This is a genomic window from Caldicellulosiruptor obsidiansis OB47, assembly GCF_000145215.1.
Classification (GTDB): Bacteria; Bacillota; Thermoanaerobacteria; order Caldicellulosiruptorales; family Caldicellulosiruptoraceae; genus Caldicellulosiruptor; species Caldicellulosiruptor obsidiansis.
In genome coordinates, this window is sequence record NC_014392.1 from 794,702 (window position 1) to 814,648 (window position 19,947).

Sequence of the window (19,947 nt, forward strand, 5' to 3'; positions counted from 1 at the left end):
TGTGGCGGGGTTATTGCCAATGTTTTACATCGAAAATCAAAGTTCATTCCCCCAACCGATGTCTTCTGAAGAGGAAGAAATGTATCTGAACAAGATGTGGGAAGGCTGCAAAGAAGCGCGAAATATTCTCGTTGAAAAAAATTTGCGACTTGTTGCACATATAGCAAAAAAATACACATTTTCATTCCCAAATTTAACAGATGATATCATTTCTGTTGGGACAATTGGCCTTATAAAAGCGATTGAGACTTATTCAAAGGACAAGAGCACAAAGCTTTCCACATATGCAGCAAAATGTATAGAGAACGAGATACTGATGTATCTTAGACAGAACAAAAAATTTTTGTCCCAGCTTTCCCTTGAGAATCCAATTGGCAGCGACAAGGACGGAAATGAAATAACGCTCATGGACGTTTTGCAAAACGACCAGGACGATATAGACGAGCAGGTTGATTTAAAAATCCAGATAAAAAATCTTTTGAAAAAGCTTGACAAAATTTTAAAAGGTCGCGAAAAGAAGATTATTGAACTCAGGTACGGGCTTAAAAATGGCATAGAAAGAACCCAGATGGAGGTTGCAAGCCTGCTTGGTATCTCCCGCTCATATGTCTCACGAATAGAGAAAAAGGCACTTAAAAAACTCTATGGGGAGCTTCAGAATTTAGGTGATGGCATATAAAATGGTCGGGATGACAGGACTCGAACCTGCGACCTCCTGGTCCCGAACCAGGCGCTCTAGCCAAACTGAGCCACATCCCGACCTTTTGCATTATATGTTTTTTAAAATGAAGTTTACAAACCTCTATTTATCATTATATAATAATTTTCAAAAAAATCAATCAAAAAAGGGGAATAAAATTGAGGCTTATAAGAAAAAGATTTTACCCGGAAGAAGAGATAGATATCTCATCTGACCAGATAATTTATCTTGATGATACAGTACTGGTCACCAAGTGGCTGCCAATCAAAAAAAGAGAGGATATCAAATGGGGAGCTTCTTGCATATACTTTGAAAAAGGGGTAAAAATTAGCAAGGTCTATGGACATGATGATAGACTGATTTATACCTATTGTGATATTATTAATACACGGAAAGATAAAGAAAAGATTGTCACAGAAGATCTGCTTGTTGATGTTGTGGTATATCCTGATGGTAGCTACAAGGTAATGGACATAGATGAACTTGTAGTACTTAGAAGAGAGAATAGAATTTCTGAAGAGATTGTTTTGGATGCACTTTACAAACTCAATTTTCTTTTAAATGACATTTATAATGGCTTTGGACTGGACAAGGTAGAAGAGTATCTTAAGAAGAAGGAGTGAAAGTACAGAATGATAATAATTGGTGAAAAAATAAATTCAACAGTAAAAAACGTTGCAGAGGCTATAAAAAATGAAGATTATAATTTCATAGTATCTCTTGCAGAAAAACAGGCAAAAGCCGGTGCTCATTATATAGATGTAAATGCTGGTGCCTTTATTGATCTTGAGGCAGAAATACTAAAAAAGATGGTTCAAAACATTCAAAGTAAAGTTGATACTCCACTTTCAATTGATAGTCCACGACCAGAGGTAATTTCTGAGGTTATGAAGGTCTACAGAGGACAAAGAGCAATTTTTAATTCTGTGATATATGAGCCAAAAATTTTAGATAAAGCTTTGCCCGTAATAAAAGAATATAACATGAAAGTTGTTGCTCTTTTGATGGAAGAAAGTGGTATCCCTGAAGAACCTCAAAACAGACTTGAGATAGCAAAACGACTTGTAGACAGGTTTGACAAAGAAGGAATTTTGATTGAGGATATATTTTTAGACCCTATGGTTCAGCCTGTCTCTGTAGATAAAAGATATGTTGATATTGCACTTGAGACAATCAGGCTTTTGAGAAATGAGTTTGAAAATGTAAATATTATATGTGGACTTTCAAATATATCCTTTGGCTTGCCAAAAAGAAGGTGGATAAACAGGGCATTTTTGCCTATTGCTATTTATTTTGGACTCAACAGTTGCATTGCGGACCCTCTTGATGATGTTTTAATGAAACTCATTTATGCTTCTGAGACTTTATCCGGGCAGGACGAGTTTTGTATGGAATATATAACAAAAGCAAGGGAAGGCTTTTTAGATTAAAAAAGCAAGTAAAAAGGTGAAAAGATGCTAAGGGTTTCGAGAGTGCTTGAGGGCAGCTTAGCTCATAAATGCGGTATCGTAAAAGGAGATATAATTTTGAGCATAAATGGTAATAAAATTAATGATCTTCTTGACTATATGTATTACTCCAAGGATGAAAGTATTGTAATAGAATATATAAGAGACAGCAATATCCAAAAAGTAGGGCTTATAAATAGAAAAGTAAAGCCTCTTGGGATAGAATTTGAATATGAGAATGTAAAAAGGTGCACAAACAAATGCATATTTTGTTTTATTGACCAGCTTCCAAAAGGAATGAGGGATACCTTATATGTCAAAGACGATGACACCGTTCTTTCGGTTTTAAGTGGTAACTATATCACCCTTACCAACCTGACTACAGAAGATTTTGAGAGAATAGTTAAGTTTCACTTGAGCCCTTTGAAAATCTCTGTGCACACAACAGACCCGCAGCTTCGAAAATTTATTCTTAAAAATCCCAAAGCTTCTTTGATTTTAAAGCAGCTTGAATATTTGTCAAGTCACAACATTGAATTTGATGTTCAAATAGTTTTGATGAAAAATATCAATGATAAAGATAATCTTGACAGGACCATATCAAGCCTTGCAAACTTCTATCCAAACCTTCGGTCGATTGCAGTTGTGCCTGTTGGACTTACCAAATATAGGGAGGGGCTTTTTGAGCTTGAGCCTTTTTCAAAAGAGGATGCAAAAGAGGTTCTTTTACAAATCTCAAAATGGCAAAAAGAGTTTGAAAGAAGATTTGGAACCAAACTTGTATTTGCTTCAGATGAGTTTTATGTAAAGGCAGAAGAGAAAATACCTGATTATAGATTTTATGAAGAGTTCAGACAAATTGAAAATGGGGTGGGTCTTCTTGCACTTTTTAAAAAACAGTTTTTAAATAGCTTAAAAAAACTAAAACCAAATGTTAAGTTAAAAAAAAGTGTAACTCTTGTAACATCTGTGGCAGCATATAAGTTTATGAAAGAACTAATTGAAACTTTTAACCAGAAATACCCAAATATAAAGGTTGATATTGTGGCTATTGTCAATAATTTTTTTGGTGAAAATGTCACTGTTGCAGGACTTTTAACAGGCCAGGATATTGTAAGCCAGCTAAAGTGTAAAGAAGTTGGAGATTATGTTTTGGTCCCTGCATGTGCTCTCAATCATGAAAATAGATTTTTAGATGATGTTCATATAGATGATGTTGCCAAAGAGATAAAAAAGCCTGTATATCCTGTGCAAAATCATGGCAGAAAACTTTTGTATTATCTTTTGAAAGGTGGTGAGAAGAATTGAAGCCAACAGTTGCAATAGTTGGAAGACCGAACGTAGGTAAGTCAACCCTTTTTAACAGGCTCATTGGCGAAAGACGGGCAATTGTGGATGATACACCTGGTATTACCCGTGACAGGATAATTGGTGAGGCAGAATGGAGAGGAATTACTTTTAATGTAATTGACACTGGAGGAATTGAACCATACTCTGAAGATATAATATTAAAACAAATGAGAAGACAAGCCCAGTTTGCAATTGACATGTCTGATGTTATTATTTTCATAGTTGATGGAAAGACTGGTCTTACTGATGCAGACAAAGAAGTTGCCAACATGCTCAGAACCTCAAAAAAACCAATTGTTCTTGCTGTGAATAAAATTGATAATATTTCACAGGAGCCTATGATATATGAATTTTATGAACTTGGGCTTTCTGACCCTATAGCTATGTCTGCAGAGCACGGAACAGGAGTAGGAGATGTTTTAGATGCAGTTGTTAATTATCTTGATAATGTGGGAATAAATGAAATAGAAGAAAATACAATAAAGGTGGCGATAATAGGTAAGCCAAATACAGGTAAGTCTTCTTTAGTAAATTATATTCTTGGCGAAGAAAGAGTTATTGTAAGTGATATTCCTGGGACAACCCGCGATGCAATAGACTCTACATTTGAATTTGAAGGCATACCAATAACTTTGATTGATACAGCTGGACTTAGACGAAAAAGTAAGATATATGACAACGTGGAAAGGTATAGCATGCTGAGAACTCTTCAGGCGATAGAAAGAAGTGATATTTGTATAATTTTACTTGATGGTACAGAAGGTGTATCTGAACAGGACGCAAAGGTTGCAGGATATGCTTATGAGGCTGGAAAAGGTTGTATTGTGGCAGTTAATAAATGGGATGCTGTTGAAAAGGATGAAAAAACTGCAGATGAGTACAAAAAGCAAATAGAGGAAAAACTCAGTTTTCTGAAATTTGCACCTGTACTTTTTATTTCGGCAAAGACAGGATTCAGAGTCAAAAAGCTACTTGAAACAGTGTTGTATGTATATGAGAATTACACACGAAGAATAACAACCGGTCAGCTAAACGATGTTTTGGCAGAAGCAACTACAATCTATCAGCCGCCGAGCGACAAAGGAAAACAACTTAAAATCTACTATATGACGCAGGTTGGTGAAAAACCGCCTAAAATAGCTATTTTTGTTAACAGCAAGGACTTATTTCATTTTTCATATCAGAGGTATATTGAAAATTATTTGAGGAAGACATTTGATTTTACTGGGGTTCCAATAATATTTCTTATTAGAGAGAAAGGAGACCAGAACAAATGAAGGCACTCCAGATTTTGATTATCCTTGCAGTGGGTTATTTGCTGGGAAGTGTTCTTCCGGCACTTATAATCAGCAAGATGATAAATGGTATTGATATTAGAAAGTATGGGAGCGGAAATCCTGGGACAACAAATGTTTTAAGAACTCTTGGAATTGGTCCTGCAATTTTGGTTTTTGCAATTGATGTTTTAAAAGGTGTGGTTGCGACCTTGTTTGCAAAGATAGTAATGCCAGATGACATAGTGCTTGGTGTTACTTTGGCTGGATTTGCAGTCATTTGGGGGCATACTTTCCCACTTTATTTCGGATTTAGGGGAGGAAAGGCAGCAGCAACTTCGATAGGGGTTGCACTTGTTGCAACGCCTATCATAACTATTGTTGTGATTGCTTTAGCACTTATTGTTCTTCTACTGAAAAGGTACATGTCTTTGACAGTGATTGTTGGAGCGATTTTATATTTCTTTGCAGTTTTAATATTTGCAAGAGAGTATTGGTTTTTAGCTTTAATTATTTTGGTGGTTATAATTGTAAGACATAGAGAGAATATTAAAAGACTTTTAAATGGCACAGAAAGAAAGGTAGGGGAAAGGGTTAAACTTCAATAAACAAAATGAATTTGTATAGTAAAATAGCTGCTTACTATTCAAAATTTTCATCATTGTTCTTTAATAGAAAAGACATTTTCAGGTTTATTGAAAAAAGTTTTTTAAGTTTTGAAATCAAAAAAGATTGCAAAATATTGGATATAGGGTGTGCGAATGCTAAACTGTTGTTTCTTTTAAAAAGGAGAGGTTTTGAAAAACTTTATGGGATTGATATTTCTTCAGAGATGATAGAGCTTGCTTTCAAGAAAGCTGTTTTAAAAGGTATAAAGCTTTACAATCTGAATTTTTTGAATTTTACGTCCAGAAAGAAGTTTGATGTTGCTCTGTGCACAATGGATGTTACAAATCACATTCCAAACGAGCAGATATTTGATTTTTTTAAAAATGTAACTACCATTTTGAAGAAGAACGGAATACTTATTTTTGATATAAATACCAAAGAATATTTACAAAAGCTTGGCAAGAGGAGATTTGTTGTCAAAAAAATAGAAGATACACTTTTGAGCTGGAAGTTTAGCTTGAATTCAAAATATCTGAAAATAAATTTTTCAGTAAAAGAGAAAAATGGTGAGGTAGCTTCAGAAGATATATACCAGTTTATATATGATGAGGAATTTATTGAAAATATACTAAAAGACTGTGGTTTTGAGATATTGAGGAAAGTGTATGATTATAGGCTGCCCTTTAAAACCAGATTTTTATCAAAAGTGTGCTATGTGTGTAAGAAGATTTGGTGAATAATGATATATCAAAAAAAGAATAATATTCTATGTAAATCATATTTTAAGAAGGTGGACTTGTAAAGATGCGAGGAAGAGTTAAATGGTTCAATCCCGAAAAAGGTTATGGGTTTATAAGTGCTGACAATGGCGAAGATGTATTTGTACACTTCTCTGCTATCAATATGGAGGGATACAAAACACTTGCAGAAGGACAGACAGTTGAGTTTGACATTGTTAAGACAGAAAGAGGAAATCAGGCTATGAATGTAAGGAAAGTAAAATGAGCTTCTGGCAGTTTTGCTGGAAGCTTTTTTGTTTTTGGATTAAAATAAACTTATAAACTTTTAAGTAAGTTGAATTTCGGAGGGAGAATTTATATGGCTGAAATCTTAAGAGCTCTATCAAAGGATAAGAATATAGCAATTTTTATCATGAACTCAACAGATATAGTAGAATATGCACGTAAGATACATAACCTTCCACCTATTCCTGCAGCAGCTTTAGGAAGGTTATTGACAGCAACATCTATGATGGGCATAATGCTAAAAGGTGAGAATCATTCTGTGTCAGTTCAAATATCATGTTCAGGTGTACTTAAAGGCTTGGTTGCCGTTTCCGACTCAAAAGGGAATGTAAAGGGATATGTAAAAAACAAAGATGTGCTCACAGAGATTGATGAAAGAGGAAAGTTAAATGTCAAAGGAGCAATTGGAGAAGGCACTCTCACAGTTATAAAAGATTTAGGATTAAAAGAGCCTTATATAGGTCAAATTGAACTTGTATCAGGTGAGATAGCAGAGGATATAACAAACTATTTTGCTCTGTCAGAACAAATTCCTTCAGCTGTTGCGCTTGGTGTTCTAATTGACATGGATGAAAGTATAAAATCAGCAGGAGGTTTTATTATTCAAGTTTTACCTAATACAGATGAAAAGGTTGTTTTAGAGCTGGAACAGAAGTTGAAAAATTTTTCAAACATCTCATCAGTACTTGAAAATAAGAGCATTGAAGAGATTGTAAAAGAACTTTTTGGCAGAATAGAGTATGAGGTTTTGGCAAGGTATCAACCAGTGTATAAATGTAATTGTTCTAAAGAAAAAGTAGAATCTATAATTCCACTTTTAAAAGACGAAGAAATTTCAGATGACAATATCGAAATTGTATGCAGTTTTTGCCAGAAAAAATACTATTTTTCCAAGGAAGAAGCTTTTAAAATTAAATATGGCGAATAATAAAGAGAAAAATCGAGATTTATTTAGCAATAGTGAGAAGAACCCGAATTTTAAGCTAAAATAGCTGAATATAATAAAAAATTGCCCTAAAAATACTATTGAAAAAACTACTCATCTTAAGTATAATAAAACATGTCGCCGCTGATTGAAGCGGCGGTTGAAAAAAACGGGCGGTTAGCTCAGCTGGGAGAGCACCTGCCTTACAAGCAGGGGGTCGCAGGTTCGAGCCCTGCACTGCCCACCATCTAAAAAGGCCCAGTAGCTCAGTCGGTTAGAGCGCCAGCCTGTCACGCTGGAGGTCGAGGGTTCGAGTCCCTTCTGGGTCGCCATCTAAAAATAAATGTGCCTCGGTAGCTCAGTTGGTAGAGCAGAGGACTGAAAATCCTCGTGTCGGTGGTTCGATTCCGCCCCGAGGCACCATCTTTCAAGATGAGCGGGAATAGCTCAGTTGGTAGAGCGCTACCTTGCCAAGGTAGATGTCGCGGGTTCGAGTCCCGTTTCCCGCTCCAAAATTTTATATAAGAAAAAAATATGGCGCCATAGCCAAGCGGTAAGGCAAGGGTCTGCAAAATCCTGATTCCCCGGTTCAAATCCGGGTGGCGCCTCCAATATATGTGAAAGTTATCGAACCTGCTCAAAAAATGAGCAGGTTTTTGTTTTTCTAAAGAAGGATTTTTGAGCTTTGCGTAGAATAAATATATATTGTACGCTTTTTAAAGGCTGTCAAATTGTTGACAAAAAATTTATTCTAAAGAGGAGGGATTGCAGTGGGAGCCTACATAGCATTAATCTATGGAGTTATTGTATTTGCAATTCTTGTAATCATTGGGCTTGTCAGATTTATCTTTTCTCAAGAAAAAGGCAATGAAAAAATGCAGGAAATTGCTGGTGCAATCAGAGAAGGTGCTATGGCATTTTTAAACAGGCAGTACAAAACTATTGGTATTCTTGCTTTAATTGTTGCTATTATAATCATCATTGCAAACTATTTTGGTAATCTGTCAAAAGGTTCGTCTCAGGCTGCTTCAATTGCTTTTCATATAGGATTTGCATTTATAACAGGTGCACTTTGCTCAGCAATCTCTGGTTATTTGGGAATGTATATTGCTGTGAATTCCAATGTAAGAGCTGCAGCAGGTGCAAGAAAAGGTTTAAATAGAGCTTTGCAGATAGCTCTTCGTGGTGGTGCTGTAACGGGATTAGCTGTAACAGCGCTATCACTTTTGGGTGTTGCAACATTGTTTTTACTCTATGGAGGTGCTTCTGGGAAAGAAAATCTTATAAAAGAGGCACCATCACTGATTGTTGGTTTTGGATTTGGAGCATCATTTGTGGCTCTCTTTGCTCAGCTTGGCGGTGGAATTTATACAAAAGCTGCTGATGTTGGTGCTGACCTTGTGGGCAAAGTAGAAGCGGGAATTCCTGAAGATGATCCAAGAAACCCGGCTGTTGTTGCTGACCTTGTTGGTGACAATGTTGGAGACTGTGCAGGTCGTGGTGCAGACCTTTTTGAGTCAACAGCAGCTGAGAATATAGGTGCTATGATATTAGGTGTTGCACTATATCCGGTGTTTGGTTGGAAAGGAATTTTATTTCCGCTTGTTGCACGTGCTATAGGTATTGTTTCATCTGTTATTGGTCTTTTCTTTGTCAACACAAAAGATGAAAGCAAAGACCCAATGAAGGCTTTGAACAAGGGCTACTTTGTAACAACAATCTTAAACTTGATAGTATTGGTTTTCATAGTAAAAGCAATGCTATCTGGTAAGCTTCCGAATGGACAAGAGGTTAACTGGTGGCTTTTGTATGGCTGTGCAGTTGCGGGAATTATCCTGAGCTATATTTTCGTATGGCTTACAGATTTTTATACATCATACCACTACAGACCTGTTCAAGAAATTGCTAAAGCATCAACAACCGGTCCTGCAACAAATATCATAACAGGTATGTCTGTTGGTATGGAATCGACAGCGTTACCGGTTATATTTATATCAATTGCAATTTATATTGCGTACAAGCTTGGTGAACATGCACTTCCTGGGTTTGCAAACGGAGGACTTTACGGAACAGCAATTGCAACAATGGGTATGCTTTCAACCTGTGCATACATTTTAGCAATGGACACATTTGGACCGATTACAGACAATGCCGGTGGTATCACTGAGATGTCCGGTGCACCTGAAGAGGTAAGAAATGTTACAGACAGGCTTGATGCTTGCGGCAATACTACAAAAGCCCTGACAAAAGGTTATGCAATTGGTTCTGCGGCGCTTGCAACTTTCTTACTTTTCTCTGCTTATCTTGATGAAGTCAAAAAGATACTGGGAAGACCACTTGAGTCTTGGTTCTCTGTTGATATTGGAAAACCTGAAGTATTCATCGGTGCATTTATCGGCGCGATGGTTGTTTACCTCTTCAGCTCAACAGCAATAAGGGCGGTTGGAAGAGCTGCACAGTATGTTATCTTGGAAGTAAGACGTCAATTTAAAGAGATACCTGGCATTATGGAAGGAAGAGCAAAGCCAGATTATGCTAAGTGTGTTGATATTGTTACAAAAGGTGCTTTGAAAGAAATGGTTGTTCCTGGAATGATAGTTGTTATTGCACCGATACTTGTTGGAATTCTTCTTGGAAAAGAAGCAGCAGCAGGATTTTTAATGATAGGTACAATTGCAGGTGTAATTTTGGCACTTTTCCTCAACAACGGCGGTGGTGCATGGGACAATGCTAAGAAGTTTATAGAGCTTGGCAACTACGGTGGTAAGAGGTCTGATGCACACAAGGCAGCAGTTGTTGGCGATACAGTTGGAGATCCTTGCAAAGACACAGCAGGTCCATCCTTGCATGTTCTTGTAAAGCTTATATCGACAATTACTCTTGTATTTGTATCACTCTTTAGATAATGTTAAGCAATAAAATAAAAGCAAAAGGGGAGAAGGGGAACTACAGCCCTTCTCCCTTTTTTGTTTTTGAGAATTAAAGATAGGGACTGAATTTAAGTTTGCTTATACAGAAAATAAATTAAAGTTGTTAAACAATTTTCAAAAATGGTATAATAAAATTAGGAAGTGAATAGGGGGGAGCACAGATGGGTCTGTTTGGATTAGGTGTACCAAAACAGATAAAAGAGCTTGGGCGCGACATCTGTGAACCGCTTGATGTTGAGTACATTGAAGGTCATCCTGATATCAAGTACCAGGGCAGGATGAAACTGCATGTTTGTCAGAATGGTTTTTATCTGATTGACCCATCTAAAAAGCATTTCGGAATTGTCAAGTGGACAGATTTTAAAGACGCTTATCCGAGCAAGACAGGTGACAGGAGAACAGTAATTGCGGCAAAGGACTATAAGATTTACTTACTTGGCATTGAAGAGAGGGTTTGCGAAGTTCTGACAAAGAGGATGGCAAGCTAACAGGAGGCAGAATACATTTTCACGAATCTTTATATGAAAAGAGGGGCTGCTAAAAATGTGCAGCCTCTTTTTTCTTGATAATGAGATTTTTTTACTATAAAATAGAGAAGAGTAGTAAAAAAAGAAAACTTCTATTAAAAGCTAAGGGAGATGATATGAAAGATGATTACAAGAAATGATGTTGAATATGTTGCAAACCTTGCAAGGCTTACTCTGACTGAAGAAGAAACTGAAAAGATGATAAAAGAGCTTGGGGCTATAATTGAGTTTGCAAATAAACTATCTGATCTTGACACCGAAGGTATTGAACCAACCGCACATGTTCTTAATCTTTTCAATGTGTTTAGAAGTGATGAGGTAAAACCTTCATATCCGCGGGAAAAGATTTTACAAAACGCACCTTCACACGATGATGTTTGTATCAAGGTACCAAAGATTGTAGAATAAACATTTATTTGTAAGGAGGCTAAACAAAAGATGCTTTACAAACTAACTGCTCATGAAGCAATTGAACTTATAAAGAAAAAAGAAGTAAAATGCCAAGAGGTTGTTGAAAGTGTCTTTGAGAGAATTAAGCAGGTGGAGGATAAGGTAAAGTCTTATATAACAATCACAGAAGAACAGGCTTTAGAAAATGCAAAAAAGATTGATGAGAAAATTGCGAAAGGTGAGCATGTTGGAGCTTTGTACGGGCTTCCAATCGCTCTTAAAGACAACCTGTGCACAGATGGAATTAGGACTACCTGTGCATCAAAAATTCTTTATAACTTTGTCCCACCTTACGATGCAACAGTTGTGAAAAAGCTGAAGGAAAATCATATGACGCTATTAGGCAAGCTCAATATGGACGAGTTTGCAATGGGGTCATCAACAGAAAACTCTGCTTTTCACACAACTAAAAATCCTTGGGATTTGGAAAGAGTTCCAGGTGGTTCAAGTGGTGGGTCTGCTGCTGCTGTTGCAGCAGATGAAGCATTCTTTACTCTTGGTTCTGATACAGGTGGTTCTATCAGACAGCCAGCTTCCCTTTGTGGAGTTGTTGGTATGAAGCCAACGTATGGAAGAGTTTCGCGATTTGGACTTGTTGCATTTGCATCTTCTCTTGACCAGATAGGACCTTTGACAAAAGATGTTGAGGATTGTGCTTTAGCTATGAATATCATATGTGGACATGACCCATATGATGCAACATCAGCACCAATTGATGTTCCTGACTTTACAAAGGCTCTTAAAAACGATGTAAAAGGGCTCAAGATAGGAGTTCCAAGGGAATATATGGAAAAAGGAGTAAACGATGAGGTAAAAAAAGCTGTTGAGAAAGCACTTGAACTTTTAAAATCTCTTGGTGCACAGTACGAAGAGTTTTCGATACCAATTGTGGAGTACGCTCTTCCAACTTACTATATCATTGCATCGTCTGAGGCAAGCTCAAACTTAGCAAGGTATGATGGAATCAAATATGGGTACAGAACACAGAACTATGACGACCTGATAGATTTGTACAAAAAAACAAGGTCTGAAGGATTTGGTGCAGAAGTAAAAAGAAGGATTATGCTTGGGACATATGCGCTTTCTGCTGGATACTATGATGCATACTACAAAAAAGGATTGCAGGTAAGGACGTTGATTAAGCGGGCATTTGATGAAGCTTTCAAAAAGTATGATGTTATTATCACACCAACGAGCCCAACAACTGCATTCAAAATTGGCGAAAAGGTATCAAATCCGCTTGAGATGTATATGTCAGATATATGTACAGTACCAGTTAACATAGCAGGGCTTCCGGCTATTTCGATACCATGTGGGTTTGATTCAAATAATCTACCCATCGGATTGCAAATTATTGGAAAAGCTTTTGATGAGGAAACAATACTAAGAGTTGCATATACCTATGAACAAAACAGCGGATATAGAAACTTAAAACCTCAGAATTTATAATACAGAACCCTATAAATTGAACAAAAGCATTATTTTAAACAAGAGGTGAAAAAAGAAGATGGAATATGAGGTTGTGATAGGTTTAGAGGTTCATGCCGAGCTTGCAACAAAATCAAAGATATTTTGCAGCTGTACAACAGAGTTTGGCGGTGAACCAAATACTCACTGCTGTCCTATTTGTACTGGTATGCCAGGGGTACTTCCTGTTTTGAACAAAAAGGCGGTTGAATATGTTATAATGGCGGGGCTTGCGACAAACTGCCAAATAGCAAGGTACAGCAAGCAGGATAGAAAAAATTATTTTTATCCGGACCTTCCAAAGGCTTACCAGATTTCACAGTATGACTTGCCGCTCTGTTACAATGGTTATATAGACATTGAGGTAAATGGGCAAAAAAAGAGAATAGGGATAAAGAGAATTCACATTGAGGAAGATGCCGGAAAGCTTCTTCATGACCAGTGGGAAGAAGGAAGTCTTGTTGACTTTAACAGATGTGGTGTGCCTTTGATTGAGATTGTTACAGAACCAGATTTACGTTCCAGCGAAGAGACACGAGTTTTTCTTGAAAAGCTAAAAGCAATTTTGCAATACACAGAGGTCTCTGACTGCAAGATGCAGGAAGGTTCGCTCAGAGTAGATGTTAACCTGTCTGTACGTCCAAAAGGTTCGAAAGAATTCGGTACAAGAACAGAAATGAAAAACTTAAACTCTTTCAGATCTGTTGTAAGAGCTATAGAATATGAAGCAAGAAGACAGATAGAGGTTTTAGAAAGCGGTGGTGTTGTTGTTCAGGAGACAAGGCGCTGGGATGATGCAAAAGGTATAAGTTTATCTATGAGGACAAAAGAAGAAGCACATGACTACAGGTATTTCCCAGAGCCTGACCTTCCACCTATAGTTGTAGACGATAGCTGGATTGAGGAGATTAGAAAGAGAATTCCTGAGCTTCCTGACCAGAAAAAGGAAAGGTATATAAGAGAGTATGGGTTACCAGAATATGATGCCGGCGTTCTGACTTCATCAAAGGCTATAGCAAGCTTTTTTGAAGAGTGCATAAAATATACGCAAAACATAAAGGCTGCAAGCAACTGGATGATGGGAGAGATTATGAGAATCTTAAATGATAAAGGGTTAGAACCTGAGGAAATTGACAATATAAAGATTAAACCAAATCAACTTGCAAGCCTTATTAACCTTGTTGATAACAAGACAATTTCCAACACTATTGCAAAGCAGGTATTTGAAGAGATGTTCGACACAGGCAAAGATCCTGAAGTTATTGTAAAAGAAAAAGGGCTTGTTCAGATAACAGACAGGAATGTAATTTTAGAGGCTGTAAAACAGGCGATAGCAAACAATCCAAAATCAGTAGAAGATTATAAAAATGGCAAAGACAAGGCGTTTGGATTTTTGGTGGGACAGGTTATGAAGATAACAAAAGGCAAAGCAAATCCACAGCTTGTAAATGAAATCTTAAAAGAAGAACTTGAGAAAATCTAAAACTAAAAAAGGGGCTTTCTTCTGATATCAAAAGAAAGCTCCCTCTTTTTTAAATTTTTTGAAAAGGTGAGAATGAAAGTGCAAACCAAAAAGTTTGGAATAGAGGAAGAAATCTTGGATAAGATTATCGAAATTTTTAAAAAATATAAGCAAGTTAAAAAAGCTTGTATCTTTGGTTCAAGAGCAAGAGGAGACTACAAAAGAGGTTCTGATGTAGATATATGTATTTGGCTTGAAGATGATGTTGAAAACCCAATTTACAAGATTGAGGATGAGTTAGAAGAAGTTGATACAATATTATTGTTTGATATTGTTGTGTTCAGTAGTATTACAAAAGAAAGTCTCAAAGACAGTATTATAAAAGAAGGAGTAGTTGTATATGAAAGAGAGAATAGTAGGGAAGCTTGAAAAAATAATATCTCTTGAGCTTTAAAGGTAGCAAATTTGTTGATGAGTTTGTAAAAAAAGGGTAAAATAAAATTGAGCAAATAAGTTTTTAACAAGTAGTCTTTTGAGGAGATGGTAATATGCAAAAGAAAGAAAAAAACCACAATTTTTATATGGCGTTTTGTGATGACAGGTTTAAGATAAACAGGATTTCAGTTACTTTTATAGACAGGTTGGAGAGAGAAAAAAATACTTTAAATGCTCTGTTTCCAATGGTCTTAATAAGAGGGAACAACAAGTACAAGGATATGAAAGAAATAAATAGATATTTGGACAATATGTATGGTGCGACGCTGAGTATTGATGTGGATAAAAAGGGTGACCTGCAAGCAATTTCATTTGCAATAAGCTTTTTAAACGATAGATTTGCAGGTGAGAACCTTTATACAAAAGCGCTACAGTTTTTGTATGATATCATATATGGTCCGATAAAATATGGTGGCGGCTTTGAAGAAGATGCTATTTTGCAAGAGAAGAACAATCTAAAACAGGAGATTGAAAGCAGGATAAACGACAAGGTCCAATATGCAATTGACAGGTGTATAGAGGTGATGTTTGAAGGGCAAAACTATGCTCTTTATGAAAAAGGAAATGTTGATGACTTGCAAACCATCACAAAAGAAAAGCTCTTTTCACAATACCAAGAGGTTGTTACCAAAAAGCCTATGTACGTGTTTGTCTATGGTGACTATGATGAAGAATGGGCAGTTTCAAAAGCATTAGAGGTTTTTGGAGAGGAAAAAAGAGAGAGTATACACAATGATTTTTCTATAAACATTCCGTTTGAAAACACAAGATATGTAACAGAAGAAATAGAAGTAAATCAAGGCAAAATTGCCCTTGGGATAAGAACAAATGTGGATGTGACATCTGAGGATTATTACAAACTTTTGATGCTCAACGGAATTTTAGGAGCATCTCCAAAATCAAAACTTTTTGAAAATGTTCGTGAAAAAGCTTCTTTGTGCTACTACGTATTTTCAAGGATTGACAGATTCAAATCTGTAATGATTATTAGCTCTGGAATTGAGATTGAAAACTATGAAAAGGCTTTAAATCTGATTTTGCAGCAGATAGAGGATATCAAAAATGGGAAGATTGATGATATCGAATATGAAAGTGCAATAAACTATTATAAAACAGCCCTGATGTCTATATATGACAGTCCAAGGGATCTTCTGAGTTTTTATTTAAATCAGGCATTAGTTGGACAAATAATAGAACCCAAGGAAGTCTTTGAAAACCTCAAAAATGTGGATATAGAGGATATAAAAAGGATAGCAAACAGGTTTGAGCTTGATACTGTATATTTTTTGAAAAACAGAGGTGTTGCTAAAGATGGAAAGGATTTATGATGATGCTCTCAATGAAGAGATTTATATAAATTCATATTCAAATGGACTAAAAGCTTTTGTAATAAAAAAGAAAAACTTTAGCAAGGCATTTGCAGGTTTTGCAACAAAATACGGTTCTGTTGATAGTAAATTTGTTCATCCAAAAACAAAAGAGGTTGTTGAGGTTCCAGATGGCATTGCACATTTTTTGGAACACAAATTGTTTGAGGAAGAAGAAGGAAATGTGTTTGACAGATTTGCAAAGTTTGGTGCAATGGCAAATGCATTTACATCGTTCAAGGAAACAGTCTACTATTTTATATCAACTCAAAACTTTTATGAAAATTTTGAGATTCTCTTAGATTTTGTGCAAAATCCGTATTTTACTGATCAGAATGTCGAAAAAGAAAAAGGGATAATTGGTCAGGAGATTAGGATGTACCAAGACAATCCAAACTGGAGGGTTTATTTTAATCTCTTGAATGCACTTTATGTAAACAATCCTGTGAAAATTGACATTGCAGGAACCTTAGAGAGTATTCAAAAAATTACAAAAGATGATTTATATTTGTGTTATAATACATTCTATCATCCAAGCAATATGATAATTGTTGTATGTGGTGATGTAGACCCACAAAAAGTTTTTGATACAATTGAGAGAATGCAAAAAACAAAAGAATATCAAAGTTTGATTGAAAGGATTTATCCTGATGAGCCGGAAAACGTTAATCAAAAAAAGATAGAGACAAGTCTTTCAGTAGCAATGCCAATTTTCTATATAGGATTTAAAGACAATCAAAATGACCTTCCGCCATATGAGATGATAATGAAGGATATCCAAACACAGATAGTGGCTGAGACGCTGTTTGGAAAATCCACAGATTTTTATGAAAAGCTCTATAAAGAAGGGCTTATCAACCAGAACTTTGGTTTTGAGTACAACTGTGAGCCTGAATATTCATTTTTTATGATTGGTGGGGAGAGCAAAGACCCTGAAGAGGTTTACAGAAGAATAATTGAGCACGTTGAGGATGTCAAGAAAAAAGGAATTGACAGGGAAGAGTTTGAGAGAGCAAAAAAGGTTGTGCTGGGAAGCCACTTGAGAAAGTTTGACAATCCTGAAAAACTCTCTGTTGAGTTTATATACAGCTATTTCAAAGGAGTCAATATTTTTGAATATGTTAAGAAAATCACTTCTGTGTCATTTGAAATGTGTGAAGAAAGGCTCAAAGAATTTTTTGATGAGAGCTTGAGCTGTATATCAATTGTATGGCCGGCAGATTGAAAAAAATAAAAGTGTGGAGTAAAAGAAAATGATAGATGATAGCATAGTCTTTCCAGGTCTTGGTTTAAGGTTTGACTTTAGTCCAGTTGCATTTAAGATTTTTGGACTTGAGGTTAGATGGTATGGGATTATAATTGCAATGGGTTTTTTATGTGGTTTTATTGCAAGCACATATTTTGCTAAAAAAGAAGATGTAAACCCAGAGATTTTGCTTGACGTTGCAATAATTGCACTACCTTTTGCTATAATCTTTGCAAGGGCTTATTATGTGATTTTTAATTTTAAAGAGTTCAAGGACAATATTCTAAGTATTTTTGCCATTCGTCAGGGTGGAATTGCAATATACGGGGCTTTAATAGGAGCACTTTTGAGTACGTACATTTATTGCAGGATAAAAAATATAAATTTTTTCAAGATATGTGATGTCGGTGTTCATGGTCTGATATTAGGGCAGGCAATAGGAAGATGGGGTAACTTTGCAAACAGGGAAGCATACGGCTACGAAACAGATCTTCCATGGCGTATGCAGATTTATAGTAGTGAGGCAGGAAAAAGAATAGAGGTTCATCCAACATTTTTGTATGAGTCTTTATGGGATTTTTTAATCTTCTTGCTTTTAATATTTCTCAGAAAATATAAAAAGAAAGAAGGGGATATGTTAGGGTTTTATTTTATATTTTATTCTATCGGAAGGTTTTTCATAGAGGGGTTGAGAACAGACAGTTTAATGATAGGAAATTTCAGAGTATCTCAGATTGTTGCAGCTTTGTGCATTGTCGCTGGAATAATAATTGTGTCAAGAAATAGAAGATTGTTTTTCGACAAAATATAGCAAAAAAACAGCACAATGTATTTTTAGAGTATTTTTGTTGACAAAATACGCATTTGGGTTTATAATTAAAATACAATCTTTGTAAGATGGTGGGAATATGATAACAGAAAAGATAATGAAACTGAGAGAAAAGCTGGATGAACTGATTAACAGCAATGCTGATTATGAGTCAATATATCATGTCAGTACAGAGCTGGACAAGCTTATTTTGGATTATTACAAAGAAAAGAACGAGGTTGTGATTAACAAGTTCATTAAAAAAGAAGGGAATGTATAAAAAACTTTATTTTGACATAAAAGAAGCTGATAGCGGGGGGCAAATTACAACGCTTAAGTTAGCTTTTAGAATACAGAAAAATAGGGCAGGTGAAAATCTGTCCTATTTTTTTTTCGTTTGTTGAAGGATTTTTCAACTTGGTATAGAATATTTTTATAAAGTGGTGCAAAGTGGAGTAAAGTGGTTTTAATGCTGATAGGAGAATACAAGCATGTGGTAGACAGTAAAGGTAGAATAATTCTCCCTTCTAAATTCAGAGAAGAGCTTGGTGAGAGATTTATACTTACAAAAGGTCTTGACAACTGTCTTTTTGGTTATTCTTTAAAAGAGTGGGCTGTGCTTGAGGAAAAGCTCAAGAAACTTCCACTTACAAGCAAAGAAGCACGAACATTTTTGAGATTTTTCTTTGCGGGGGCCTGTGAGTGCGAGGTTGACAAACAGGGAAGAATTCTCATTCCCCAGAACCTCAGAGAGTACGCAGGTATTAAAAAAGAGGTATTTATAATTGGTGTCATGACGAGAATAGAAATATGGAGCGAGGATAACTGGCTCAAAGAAATGACCAATGAGGACCTTTCGGTTGATAGAATAGCACAAAAAATGGAGGAGCTGGGTATATAAGTTTTAGAAGGAGTAGGGGAAAGTTTGATGTATGAACACATGCCGGTACTACTTGAAGAGTCGGTGTTTTTTCTTGTTACAAATCCGGATGGAATTTATGTTGATGCTACTTTTGGACTTGGTGGACACTCAAAAAGAATTCTTGAAAAGCTTTCTAATAAGGGTTTTCTTATTGCCATTGACAGGGATTTGGAAGCAATTGAGCTTGGCAAGAGAAAATTAGAAGTACACAAGAATGTAAAGATTGTGCATTCTTCCTTTTCAAAATTGGATGAGGTGCTGAAAGGTTTAGGAATTGAAAAGATAGACGGAATACTTTTCGACTTTGGAGTTTCCTCTTTGCAGCTTGACAAGCAAGAGAGAGGTTTTTCGTATAATCAAGAGGCGTTTTTGGATATGAGAATGGATACGACATCAAAACTTACAGCATATGATGTTGTTAATTTTTACTCAGAAAAAGATTTAGAAAGAATAATCAGAGAGTATGGCGAAGAAAGGTTTGCAAGGAGGATTGCAAAAGCTATTGTTGAAAGAAGGAGTAAAAAACCTATTGAAACCACAACAGAGCTGAGCAATTTAATTTCTTCTTTGGTGCCAAGGCCAAAGGACGGGTCACACCCTGCACAGAGAACTTTCCAGGCCATCCGAATAGAGGTAAACAGTGAGCTTGACGAGATAAAAATTGCGCTTGAAAAGAGTTTGAGATTTTTGAGATCTGGTGGAAGGATATGCGCAATTTCTTTTCACTCTCTTGAGGACAGAATAGTAAAAGAGTTTTTCAAATTTCACTCTCTTGAGTGTGTCTGTCCGAAAGACATTCCTATCTGCGTATGTGGCAAGAAAAAAGAGCTTAACATCATTACAAAAAAGCCAATAACCCCTTCTAAAGAAGAGATTGAGAAAAACAAAAGAAGTCACAGCGCAAAGCTGAGAGTTGCCGAAAAGGTTTGATTATAAAGGGGG

At 36.1% G+C, this 19,947-nt stretch carries 21 protein-coding genes and 6 tRNA genes; 26 read left to right on the forward strand and 1 reads right to left on the reverse strand.

Translation table 11 applies throughout. The features are described from left to right. Window positions 1-19 precede the first annotated feature (19 nt). Window positions 20-679, forward strand: coding sequence for an RNA polymerase sporulation sigma factor SigK (sigK, locus tag COB47_RS03335; RefSeq protein WP_041742694.1), 660 nt, complete (start codon window positions 20-22; stop codon window positions 677-679). Between the two features lie 2 nt (window positions 680-681). Here sigK and COB47_RS03340 read toward each other — a convergent pair. Further along, window positions 682-759: transfer RNA gene (locus tag COB47_RS03340), tRNA-Pro, on the reverse strand. Window positions 760-858: 99 nt separating this feature from the next. Here COB47_RS03340 and COB47_RS03345 point away from each other — a divergent pair. The 25 genes from COB47_RS03345 to rsmH all read left to right on the forward strand — a co-directional run bounded on the left by COB47_RS03345 (window position 859) and on the right by rsmH (window position 19,935). Continuing rightward, entirely contained in the window at window positions 859-1,323 is a 465-nt protein-coding gene (locus tag COB47_RS03345; protein WP_013289995.1) for a DUF402 domain-containing protein, read from the forward strand. A 9-nt stretch (window positions 1,324-1,332) separates the two neighbouring features. Continuing rightward, window positions 1,333-2,130 carry a dihydropteroate synthase gene (locus tag COB47_RS03350; RefSeq protein ID WP_013289996.1) on the forward strand — a complete coding sequence of 266 codons (798 nt, stop codon included), beginning with the start codon at window positions 1,333-1,335 and terminating at the stop codon, window positions 2,128-2,130. 24 nt (window positions 2,131-2,154) lie between these two features. Further along, entirely contained in the window at window positions 2,155-3,456 is a 1,302-nt protein-coding gene (locus COB47_RS03355; protein ID WP_013289997.1) for a DUF512 domain-containing protein, read from the forward strand. Then, complete coding sequence (gene der, locus COB47_RS03360) at window positions 3,453-4,775, forward strand: ribosome biogenesis GTPase Der (RefSeq protein WP_013289998.1); 1,323 nt, start codon at window positions 3,453-3,455, stop codon at window positions 4,773-4,775. The genes COB47_RS03355 and der overlap by 4 nt, the downstream gene beginning before the upstream one ends. Beyond that, window positions 4,772-5,380: a glycerol-3-phosphate 1-O-acyltransferase PlsY gene (gene plsY, locus COB47_RS03365; protein WP_013289999.1), complete on the forward strand. Its 609-nt coding sequence runs from the start codon at window positions 4,772-4,774 to the stop codon at window positions 5,378-5,380. The genes der and plsY overlap by 4 nt, the downstream gene beginning before the upstream one ends. Before the next feature lie 5 nt (window positions 5,381-5,385). Continuing rightward, entirely contained in the window at window positions 5,386-6,117 is a 732-nt protein-coding gene (locus COB47_RS03370; protein WP_013290000.1) for a class I SAM-dependent methyltransferase, read from the forward strand. A gap of 68 nt (window positions 6,118-6,185) precedes the next feature. Beyond that, the gene (locus COB47_RS03375) at window positions 6,186-6,386 is read left to right on the forward strand and encodes a cold-shock protein (RefSeq protein WP_013290001.1); all 201 of its coding nucleotides are present in this window, start codon (window positions 6,186-6,188) and stop codon (window positions 6,384-6,386) included. A 93-nt stretch (window positions 6,387-6,479) separates the two neighbouring features. Then, on the forward strand, window positions 6,480-7,334 hold the full coding sequence (gene hslO, locus COB47_RS03380) for an Hsp33 family molecular chaperone HslO (protein ID WP_013290002.1): 855 nt from the start codon (window positions 6,480-6,482) through the stop codon (window positions 7,332-7,334). A 168-nt stretch (window positions 7,335-7,502) separates the two neighbouring features. Continuing rightward, a tRNA-Val gene (locus tag COB47_RS03385) sits at window positions 7,503-7,578 on the forward strand. A gap of 8 nt (window positions 7,579-7,586) precedes the next feature. After that, window positions 7,587-7,663: transfer RNA gene (locus COB47_RS03390), tRNA-Asp, on the forward strand. A 15-nt stretch (window positions 7,664-7,678) separates the two neighbouring features. Beyond that, a tRNA-Phe gene (locus tag COB47_RS03395) sits at window positions 7,679-7,754 on the forward strand. A 13-nt stretch (window positions 7,755-7,767) separates the two neighbouring features. Beyond that, window positions 7,768-7,843: transfer RNA gene (locus COB47_RS03400), tRNA-Gly, on the forward strand. A gap of 24 nt (window positions 7,844-7,867) precedes the next feature. Next, a tRNA-Cys gene (locus COB47_RS03405) sits at window positions 7,868-7,942 on the forward strand. Between the two features lie 159 nt (window positions 7,943-8,101). Further along, window positions 8,102-10,237: a sodium-translocating pyrophosphatase gene (locus COB47_RS03410; protein ID WP_013290003.1), complete on the forward strand. Its 2,136-nt coding sequence runs from the start codon at window positions 8,102-8,104 to the stop codon at window positions 10,235-10,237. 185 nt (window positions 10,238-10,422) lie between these two features. After that, the gene (locus COB47_RS03415) at window positions 10,423-10,749 is read left to right on the forward strand and encodes a hypothetical protein (protein ID WP_013290004.1); all 327 of its coding nucleotides are present in this window, start codon (window positions 10,423-10,425) and stop codon (window positions 10,747-10,749) included. Window positions 10,750-10,911: 162 nt separating this feature from the next. After that, entirely contained in the window at window positions 10,912-11,196 is a 285-nt protein-coding gene (gatC, locus tag COB47_RS03420; protein WP_013290005.1) for an Asp-tRNA(Asn)/Glu-tRNA(Gln) amidotransferase subunit GatC, read from the forward strand. Window positions 11,197-11,226: 30 nt separating this feature from the next. Then, window positions 11,227-12,687 carry an Asp-tRNA(Asn)/Glu-tRNA(Gln) amidotransferase subunit GatA gene (gene gatA / locus COB47_RS03425; protein WP_013290006.1) on the forward strand — a complete coding sequence of 487 codons (1,461 nt, stop codon included), beginning with the start codon at window positions 11,227-11,229 and terminating at the stop codon, window positions 12,685-12,687. Between the two features lie 58 nt (window positions 12,688-12,745). Continuing rightward, on the forward strand, window positions 12,746-14,188 hold the full coding sequence (gene gatB / locus COB47_RS03430) for an Asp-tRNA(Asn)/Glu-tRNA(Gln) amidotransferase subunit GatB (RefSeq protein ID WP_013290007.1): 1,443 nt from the start codon (window positions 12,746-12,748) through the stop codon (window positions 14,186-14,188). A gap of 72 nt (window positions 14,189-14,260) precedes the next feature. Beyond that, window positions 14,261-14,596, forward strand: a complete 336-nt coding sequence (locus COB47_RS03435) for a nucleotidyltransferase domain-containing protein (protein WP_013290008.1) — start codon at window positions 14,261-14,263, stop codon at window positions 14,594-14,596. Window positions 14,597-14,715: 119 nt separating this feature from the next. Beyond that, window positions 14,716-15,990: an EF-P 5-aminopentanol modification-associated protein YfmF gene (gene yfmF / locus COB47_RS03440; protein ID WP_013290009.1), complete on the forward strand. Its 1,275-nt coding sequence runs from the start codon at window positions 14,716-14,718 to the stop codon at window positions 15,988-15,990. Continuing rightward, on the forward strand, window positions 15,974-17,254 hold the full coding sequence (gene yfmH, locus COB47_RS03445) for an EF-P 5-aminopentanol modification-associated protein YfmH (protein WP_013290010.1): 1,281 nt from the start codon (window positions 15,974-15,976) through the stop codon (window positions 17,252-17,254). The genes yfmF and yfmH overlap by 17 nt, the downstream gene beginning before the upstream one ends. Window positions 17,255-17,282: 28 nt before the next feature. Continuing rightward, window positions 17,283-18,086 carry a prolipoprotein diacylglyceryl transferase gene (gene lgt / locus COB47_RS03450; protein WP_013290011.1) on the forward strand — a complete coding sequence of 268 codons (804 nt, stop codon included), beginning with the start codon at window positions 17,283-17,285 and terminating at the stop codon, window positions 18,084-18,086. Window positions 18,087-18,183: 97 nt separating this feature from the next. Then, entirely contained in the window at window positions 18,184-18,363 is a 180-nt protein-coding gene (locus COB47_RS03455) for a Spo0E family sporulation regulatory protein-aspartic acid phosphatase (protein ID WP_013290012.1), read from the forward strand. Window positions 18,364-18,552: 189 nt separating this feature from the next. Beyond that, entirely contained in the window at window positions 18,553-18,984 is a 432-nt protein-coding gene (mraZ, locus tag COB47_RS03460) for a division/cell wall cluster transcriptional repressor MraZ (RefSeq protein WP_013290013.1), read from the forward strand. Window positions 18,985-19,011: 27 nt separating this feature from the next. Next, the gene (rsmH, locus tag COB47_RS03465; RefSeq protein ID WP_013290014.1) at window positions 19,012-19,935 is read left to right on the forward strand and encodes a 16S rRNA (cytosine(1402)-N(4))-methyltransferase RsmH; all 924 of its coding nucleotides are present in this window, start codon (window positions 19,012-19,014) and stop codon (window positions 19,933-19,935) included. The last annotated feature ends 12 nt before the right edge of the window (window positions 19,936-19,947 follow it).